The organism is Lachnospira intestinalis (assembly GCF_040095895.1).
Taxonomy (GTDB): Bacteria; Bacillota; Clostridia; order Lachnospirales; family Lachnospiraceae; genus Lachnospira; species Lachnospira intestinalis.
On record NZ_JBBMFS010000001.1, the window covers coordinates 477175 to 485898 of the forward strand.

6 protein-coding genes and 1 tRNA gene are annotated in these 8724 nt (G+C 42.7%); 5 read left to right on the plus strand and 2 right to left on the minus strand.

The features are described from left to right. Window positions 1–194: 194 nt before the first annotated feature. Together WMO37_RS02300 and WMO37_RS02305 are read left to right on the plus strand one after the other, a co-directional pair. Window positions 195–1487, plus strand: coding sequence for a stage II sporulation protein P (locus WMO37_RS02300; RefSeq protein ID WP_227089687.1), 1293 nt, complete (start codon window positions 195–197; stop codon window positions 1485–1487). 176 nt (window positions 1488–1663) lie between these two features. Next, complete coding sequence (locus WMO37_RS02305; RefSeq protein ID WP_022432945.1) at window positions 1664–3112, plus strand: aminoacyl-histidine dipeptidase; 1449 nt, start codon at window positions 1664–1666, stop codon at window positions 3110–3112. On the opposite strand, the gene pdxR is transcribed toward WMO37_RS02305, so the two are convergent. Continuing rightward, on the minus strand, window positions 3105–4556 hold the full coding sequence (pdxR, locus tag WMO37_RS02310; protein ID WP_349154222.1) for a MocR-like pyridoxine biosynthesis transcription factor PdxR: 1452 nt from the start codon (window positions 4554–4556) through the stop codon (window positions 3105–3107). The genes WMO37_RS02305 and pdxR overlap by 8 nt on opposite strands. Before the next feature lie 296 nt (window positions 4557–4852). On the opposite strand from pdxR, the gene WMO37_RS02315 reads away from it, so the two are divergent. Then, the gene (locus tag WMO37_RS02315; RefSeq protein WP_022432943.1) at window positions 4853–5746 is read left to right on the plus strand and encodes a DUF5688 family protein; all 894 of its coding nucleotides are present in this window, start codon (window positions 4853–4855) and stop codon (window positions 5744–5746) included. Window positions 5747–5892: 146 nt separating this feature from the next. Here WMO37_RS02315 and WMO37_RS02320 read toward each other — a convergent pair. Next, window positions 5893–5965 (minus strand) — tRNA-Arg (locus WMO37_RS02320). A 172-nt stretch (window positions 5966–6137) separates the two neighbouring features. Between WMO37_RS02320 and WMO37_RS02325 the strand changes: the two genes are divergently transcribed. Together WMO37_RS02325 and WMO37_RS02330 are read left to right on the plus strand one after the other, a co-directional pair. Next, window positions 6138–7262: a hypothetical protein gene (locus WMO37_RS02325; RefSeq protein WP_349154223.1), complete on the plus strand. Its 1125-nt coding sequence runs from the start codon at window positions 6138–6140 to the stop codon at window positions 7260–7262. A 130-nt stretch (window positions 7263–7392) separates the two neighbouring features. Beyond that, window positions 7393–8724, plus strand: a 1332-nt coding sequence (locus WMO37_RS02330; protein ID WP_349154224.1) for an InlB B-repeat-containing protein, incomplete at its 3' end; no start/stop codon positions are given.

Below are 8724 nucleotides of genomic sequence, written 5' to 3' on the forward strand. Positions count from 1 at the left end.
GGATAGTGTTGAACCTGAAAGAGGGTTTAATTAAACAGCCGGAGTTAGTGTGAAAAATAACGCTGATGCGCTTATTTTTCACACCACTATTTGTTTTTGAGCGAAAACAAATAGCCATGATTGCAGATGAGAAATCGCCTACGCGAATTTCTCATCGCATCTTCGCGACAAGTCGCTCAGAAATGGGTATTAATATGAATAAAAATAAGTACAGGCTTACAGGTGTTATCGTAATATTTTGTGCGGTGTATAGTGTTTTGATTTTCTGGAATAAGACAAATATGAAGACGGTTCTTACAGAGGTCTGTAAAGAACTGCTGTTACAGACCGGTGTACCGTCCTATGCCTATATTAAAAATGTGGACAATGACGATTTCACATTTTTTGAAAATGTAATCAATGATATTTGTCCTATTAATGAGTATTTAATGGCAAATGAAAATACAGGAGCGGTTTACACTGCGGCGGATGGCATTGCACAGGGAAATCCGGCGCAGGATTCGGAAAATACTTCCGGTAAATCTTCCGAAAATGCTGCGGATGTGCAAATCTCAGCTGAGCAGACAGACCGGACGGTACCATCGCAGGAAAATACTTCAAATGCGGCACAGCCGGATAACAGTGCGCAAAATGCAGACACACAGGCACAGCAGGGAAAAAATGCGGATGCCCGCCAGGTTATTTCAAGAAATACGGTAACAGGTACGGTATTTTCTAAAGCCCAGCTATGTGATTTTTCGTTTGTTTCCAAATTCTATACGGTAACAAGCATTACATCGTTGACAGAAAATATTTTAAGACCGGAAGAATTTTTAAATAAAGATTTGTCTATTACAAAGGATGTCACCAAGCCGCAGATTTTGATTTTCCATACCCATTCGCAGGAAACATTTGCAGATTCCGTGGCAGGTGACCCCACAACAACGATTGTGGGGGTGGGCGACTATCTGACGGAGCTGCTGACACAAAAGTACGGTTATCAGGTGATTCATGATACGAGTGTTTACGATTATGTTGACGGTAAGCTTGACAGAAGCAAGGCGTATACATATGCGGAAGAAGGTATTGCAAAGATTTTGCAGGAAAATCCGTCGATAGAGGTTGTGATTGATCTGCACCGGGACGGTGTGGCGGAAACCACGCATCTTTTAACGGAAGTTGATGGCAAAAAAATGGCTAAAATTATGTTTTTTAACGGTTTAAGTTACAGTCGTGTCAATGGGGATATCGGCTATCTGTACAATCCGTATCGTGATGACAATCTGGCGATGAGCCTTCAGATGCAGCTGATTGGAAAGGCTTATTATCCGGATTTTCTGAGAAATATTTATGTCAACGCATACCGTTACTGTCTGCATGAGCGGGGACGTTCCATGCTGATTGAAGCCGGGGCACAGACCAATACGGTAGAAGAAGTTAAAAATGCCATGGAGCCGCTGGCGGACATTTTAAACAAGTTTTTAAGCGGTGAAAAAGTGTATGAATAAGAGTTGATAAAATAAGACATTTGCACTATACTAGTAACGAAATGCAGTGGTAAAATGCATTTTATAAAATGATGATGTTGCAGACATTACAGTAAAAAGGCTTTTTTGTAATCCGTTCTTTGGGGCGGGTGTGGCAAGGAGATTGGATTTTCAATGTCTGCGGAATGGAGAGTTATATGACATTAGAACAGTTAGAGCCAAAAGAAGTATTTCATTATTTTAAAGAAATTTGTAAGATTCCACACGGTTCAGGAAATGTAAAGCAGATTAGTGATTATTGTGTTGATTTTGCAAAACAGCACGGATTAAAATACAGACAGGATGAAAGTCTGAATGTAATTATCTGGAAAGACGGTACGTCAGGATATGAAAACAGCCCGGCAGTTATTTTGCAGGGACATATTGATATGGTTGCGGTAAAAGAAGAAGACTGTGTAAAGGATATGGAAAAAGAAGGACTGGATTTAGAGATTCAGGACGGATATTTATCTGCAAAACAGACTTCACTCGGTGGAGATGACGGTATTGCGGTTGCATACAGCCTTGCCCTGTTAGCGTCTACGGATATTCCACACCCGCCGCTGGAAGCCGTATTTACTGTTGATGAAGAAATCGGTATGCTGGGTGCTGCGGCAATCGACCTTTCTGATTTAAATGGAAAAATCATGCTGAATATGGATTCCGAAGATGAAGGTATTTTCTTAGCAGGCTGTGCGGGCGGTGCTTCCGTACGCTGTGACATTCCTGTGACAAAAGGTACAGAAACCGGTGTCGGACGTACACTCACTTTAAAAGGATTTACCGGCGGACATTCCGGTACGGAAATCATCTGCCAGCGTGCCAATACGAATGTCTTAATGGGCAGAATTTTAATGGAATTAAACAATGAAATGTCTTTCTTTGTGACATCAATTTCCGGCGGTGAAAAAGATAATGCGATTGCAAAGGTCGGTAAACTGGAATTATTAATCCAGCCGTCGGATGCGCAGACATTTACAGAAACTATGGAAAAGATTACGGCAACGTTAAAGCGTGAATACGAAGTAACCGACCCGGATATGCAGATTGTGATAACAGAAGATAATGAAGAAAAAGAAACGCTCGTATATCACCCATCCTGCACGATGAAGTTAATGCTTGCACTGGTACATCTGCCATACGGTGTTGTAAAGATGAGCAATGATATTAAGGGACTGGTACAGACGTCTTTAAATCTGGGTATTATTAAGGAAACGCAAGACTGTGTCAGATTGTGTTATTCTGTAAGAAGCAGTGTAGGTTCCGAAAAAGAATGGCTCATTGAAAAGCTGTACAGCCTGACTGAATTTTTAGGTGGAAGCTGTACAATAGACGGTCCTTATCCGGCATGGGAATATAAGAAGGATTCCAAGCTGCGCGAGATTATCTGTGAGGTTTATGAAGAACTTTATCATGAAAAACCGCTGATTCAGACAATTCACGCAGGCGTGGAATGTGGACTGTTCTCTGAAAAGATTCCGGGACTGGATTGCATTTCATTCGGTCCGAATATTTTGGATATTCATACAACAAATGAACATCTTGATATTGCATCTGTAGAAAGAACATGGAAGCTGATTCTTGAAGTGCTTGAAAAACTTAAATAAGGCATTGGTACAGCAGTTCAACCGCTTTGGCAATCGTATCTGTCTTTAAGGCAGAATAATTAATAACGAGCGTGTGGTTTACGGCAATGTCCCGATGAAAATAATACTGGGAGAGGCAGGTGATTTTAAGACCTGCCTCTTTTGCTTTTTGTGTAAGCTGTTCATCACTCATAGACGTATCTACTTTCATCAGGAAATGCAGACCGGCATCCTTTTCCTGAATAGTTACAAGTGCATCCAGCGGGCTTTTTTTAATGGCAGAGATTAGAAAGTCGCGCTGATTGCGGTAATAAATGCGCATACGGTTGATATGCTTTTCAAAATGTCCTTCACGGATAAAGCGCGCCAGCGTGTACTGTTCAAAATTCGATACCGTACAGGAATAAAAGCCAAGCCGCCGGTTAAACTGCTCCATTAACGGGAGCGGCAGAACCATGTAACTGATACGGATTGTCGGTGCGAGACTTTTGGTAAAGGTATTCATATAAATAACCTTATTCATCACATCAATGCTTTGCAATGACGGAATCGGTTTGCCAAGCAGGCGGAATTCACTGTCATAATCGTCTTCAATGATGTATCTGGAAGGCTCTTTGGAAGCCCAGCCTAACAGTTCGTAGCGGCGGCTGACCGGGGTTACGATACCGGTCGGATAGTGGTGTGACGGCGATAAATGTAAAATGTCCGCATTGCAGGCAGAAAGCGCCGCCATATGAATTCCTTCATTATCTAAAGGAAGACACAGACAGTCTACGCCGTGGCTTTCATAAATCATGCGGATTTTGCTGTATCCGGGGTCTTCAACGGCAAAGGTCTGATCTGTTCCGAAAAGCTGGATTAAAAGACCGTACAGGTATTCCGTACCGGCACCGACAATAATCTGTTCCGGCAGGACTTTCATGCCGCGGAAATCGGACAAATGCCGTGCTATGGCTTCACGCAGTTCTAAAATGCCGGCAGCAGGAGAAGGGGTCAGCAATTCGCTGCTGCAGTCAGACATGACTTCCTTCATCAGCTTTGCCCATGTATAAAACGGAAAATTGGCGCCGCTTGCGTGATTGGTCGAAAAGTCAATCTGATAAGAAGTATCTGCATCAGGTTGTTTTGAAAATGTTAAAGATGTATGGGCGGCAGACAAAAAATTCGTATTTTCAGGCTGTGAATGTGAATAGGAAGCAGCAAAAACAGGCTGTCCTACAGCCGCAATATCGGTCACATAGTAGCCTTTTTTGGGCAGGGAATAGATGTATCCTTCGGCAATTAACTGGGCATATGCATTTTCAACGGTAATGGTGCTGATGCCGAGATTTTTGGCAAAAGAGCGTTTGGAAGGCAGTTTGTAATCCGGTGCAAGTTCACCGGATAATATATCATTTTTAATACATTTGTATAAATGTTCGTAAAGGCTGTCAGAGCCGGTATTATCAAAAGAGTAAGTAAGCATATGGTTCTCCTTGCTGTAGTATATGTTAGAAATTATAATCGCTTCCGGCAGGAATGTAAATGCTTATTCATAACAAAAAAATATTAGTTGACAAATATTAAAAGATAGCATATACTAATAACAGATTTTCAATAATCCTTTTTCACAGGCAGTATTTTGTGTAAAAGGTTCTTAAAATTCAACAATGGAGCAATCCATAAATCAGCCGGCATGTCCGGAATAATCCATTATTTATTTGTGAATATCTTGAATTTTCAAGTATATTTAAATTAATATTTTATGCAAAGGAGAGTAACATGGAGTACGGGGATTTTTTACAGTGTGTACAGGAGTACGCAAAAAAAGAAACAGGCAGAGGAGGTGTTGTAAGCATTAATCATGTTATCAAAAATAATGGCTGTGAACTGGACGGTCTGGTCATTATGGAAGAAGGAAAACATATATCGCCGACAATTTATCTGAACGGGTTTTATAAACAGTATCAAAATGGCAGGACGGTAGAGGATATTGTCAGAGAGATTCTTCACATATATAATGAAAATAAAGATAACATTCAAATTTGTCCGGACTGGTTTCAGGATTTCGATAGGGTGAAACAAACCATCGCATATAAAGTCATTAATTATTCCAAGAACGAAAAATTATTAAAAAAGATTCCGCATAAGAGGGTATTAGACCTCGCAGTAGTATATTATTGCCTGCTCAGCCAGTCAGAAGGAGAAACGGCAACGGCATTAATATATAACAACCATCTGGAGGGTTGGCATGTAACAGAACAGCAGGTGCATGAAATTGCTGTAAGTAATACGCCGGGCTTGTTGCAGAGCCAGATTTATCCGCTGTCTTCCCTGATAGGACTGGTATTAGAGGATTTAAAAATGGAAAAGGAACTGCTTATGGCAGCGGAAATGTATGTGCTGACCAATAATACAAGGCTTAATGGCGCAGCGTGTATCTTTTATGAGGATGTCTTGAAAAAGTTTGCCGATACGCTCCAGACAGACTTATATATTCTTCCCTCCTCCATTCATGAGGTGATTCTGCTGCCCAAACTGGCACGTTACGATGCGATGAATCTGGAGGATATGGTGCGGGAAGTCAATACTGACGGCGTATCAAGGGAAGAAGTATTGTCGGATAAAGTGTATATATACCGCCGCAGTGATGGATTTATTACGATGTCATTTTAAATACCGGATTTTTCAGCCGGAATGCTGTGTGGTATTTAAAACAGAATCGGCATTTATGCAGGATATTGGGGATTTAAAGAAATATTACACATCAATTTCTGATAGAACAAAAAACAGCGGCAATAACACTGCCGCTGTAAAATGGATGTACATGATGGGGGTCGAACCCACGGCCTTTCGCTCCGGAGGCGAACGCTCTATCCACTGAGCTACATGTACGAACTCAATTATTTTACAACAAAAAATCATTTTTGGCAATGATTAATTGAATTAAATTTAAAAAAAATAAAAGCACCTTGAAAATTTAATGCTGCACGGTAATTTATCGATAGACAGGCGGGGTCTGTTCCATTATAATAAAATACAACGCTAAAAAAGGAAAAAAAATTTTATGACAAGATTAAAAGCATTATTAAAAAAAGCAGACAAGGCGGCAGTTATCGGCATGACAGCTGCGGTAGTAGCAATGGCGACACTGGGTGCAGGAGGGGTAAAGACTTACGCATCCGATTATTCCGTACAGAAGTATGTGGACAGTTCCGATGAAAGCCTTGTGCTTGACGGGGATACATGGCACTGCTACAAAAACGGACAGATTGACTATGACTATGACGGCATTGCCTTAAACGAATACGGCTGGTGGAAGGTTAATAACGGTGAAGTTGATTTTTCCTATTCAGGAATGGTGTTAAACCAGTACGGCTGGTGGTATGTCAATAACGGCGGACTGGACGGCAGCTACAGCGGCATGGGTGTAAATGAGTACGGTTGGTGGAAGTATGACAACGGAACGGTTGACTTTAACTACAGCGGCATTGCCTTAAATGACTACGGCTGGTGGAAGTTTACCAATGGTTCAGTTGATTTTAATGCAAACGGACTGGTTTTCGATGAAGCAACCAATACATGGTGGTATTTTAACGGCGGTGCGATTGATTTCGCATTTGACGGTAGGGCATTAAATGACTACGGCTGGTGGAAAGTCAACAACGGTTCGGTAAACTTCGGCTTTAACGGCTTATGCAGCAACGAATACGGCACATGGAAGTTTAATAACGGAACGGTTGACTTTGGCTACAACGGATTTGCCGCAGACGGCGAGAATACATGGTACGTCGTAAACGGCAGGGTAGCGACAGAATACTCCGGCACGGTAGACGGCAAGGCAGTCAGAAACGGTCAGGTGATGGATACCATTGTAATTCAGGTCGTACACCACGACAGGGACAGAACGGGAGCAGTAACAGAATCCCGTGCAGATACAAGCGGACTGGTAGGATATATTGAATATCTTGCAGTACCGGTGGATAAAGACGGCAACATCACAGAGCCGGTGTATGCAAGTTACTGGAAGCCGGATGATTGGAAGGGCTTTACATCAGGCTATATTGTTACAGCAGAAGTACTTGCAGATGGCAAACTTATTCATTCTAAGGATGACCCTGAAAAAACAGATATTAGACCGTATATTAAGGATGGGGCAGTAAATCTGTATTTATCATGGTTTATGATGTAAAAATAACACAATTAAATAAGGAAAGTGTTAATCGGGGCAGGAATTAATCCTGCCTCGATTTTTACTTTTTCTGTCTGTCATATTTCAATGGCAGGAAGAAACCGGACAATTTTTAAGAAGGGAGAACGGAATGTTTAAAGGAAAGATAAAAATTAAAAAGAAACAGCTTCGTACAGCGGTAGTAGCTGCCATTGCGGCAGCACTGACCGCGGGGATTATCGGCACGGTAGTGACAAGTGTCAAGGCAGCGCCGCTTACATGGCAGGATATCTGCAGCCGCGGCGAAAGTGACTTGACCGTTGTTTCATCATACGACATCAAGGCAGACTGTATGCAGTATGGCTATAATCAGACACTGGATGCGGGTCCGACCGGAAATATTTATACGGGAACGAACCACCATTATGACAATGTCGTGGGTCAGGTAGACAGCCGTTCCATGTATGCACATAAGCTGAGAGTGGCAGACGGTATGACAATCAGCATTGTGGCGGCGCAGGAAGATACGGAAGATGAGGGAGGACTTACCTATTTAAAAGGAAATAACTCCGGGGAGAACCTGTACTTCTACTGGTCCATCGGCGAGTATGATGCTGATGGCAACGTGGTGTTTGACGGGGACTGGAGAGGTGTCAATGAATCATGGAGCATTGGACGTGAGGCAAACCATGCCTCTTACGGTGCGTCCGGGTATCCGTCAGGAATTTCACAGGCAGACAGACAGCAGCGTGTGACCTACATCATGCCGGTATTCCGATGGGCAAGGGGAAGCCTTGCAGTCGGCGGCGGAATGGAGTTTGACTTTCGTATGCAAAACCTGCATGACAGCTTTGAAATTATCCAGCTTGTCACAAAGCCCTTTACCTATACCTTCGACCTAAACGGCGGACAGGTCAATGGTTCCGGCAGTGCAGTTACCATGGAGCGCCTTGGCATTAATAATGTCAGTGTGGTTGAAACACCGACAAGACCGGGTTATGTATTTACCGGCTGGAAGATTACATCCACAGGCGGCAAGCAGGCAGGAAAGGTATACGATGCCGGACAGCTTGCAACGATGCTTTCAGACAGCAAATACTATTCATCTTTGTTTGCGGATGCCACCTTTGAAGCCCAGTGGACACACGCAGACCAGTTTGTAAGCTACATGGGAAACGGCGCTGACAATACCGGTGATTACGTTATTTCCTATAACGCAGCCCAGGGCATTGACAATAAGTACAGCGTATTCAACTTCAAAAAGACCGGATATTCAGGAAGTGGAAACTGGATCCAAAAAGACCAGTTTATGAACACGACAGGAACCGTATCAGGAAGCGGCAGGGAAAGCATGCCGCAGCTGTCCGGGCTTACATCAATCCGTACAAAGTGCGGCGGCAGATATAGCAGATATAAATGCGTGGATATTAATGCTGCAAGTATTGACAATGGTGCCAATGTACAGATATGGGACTGCATAAAC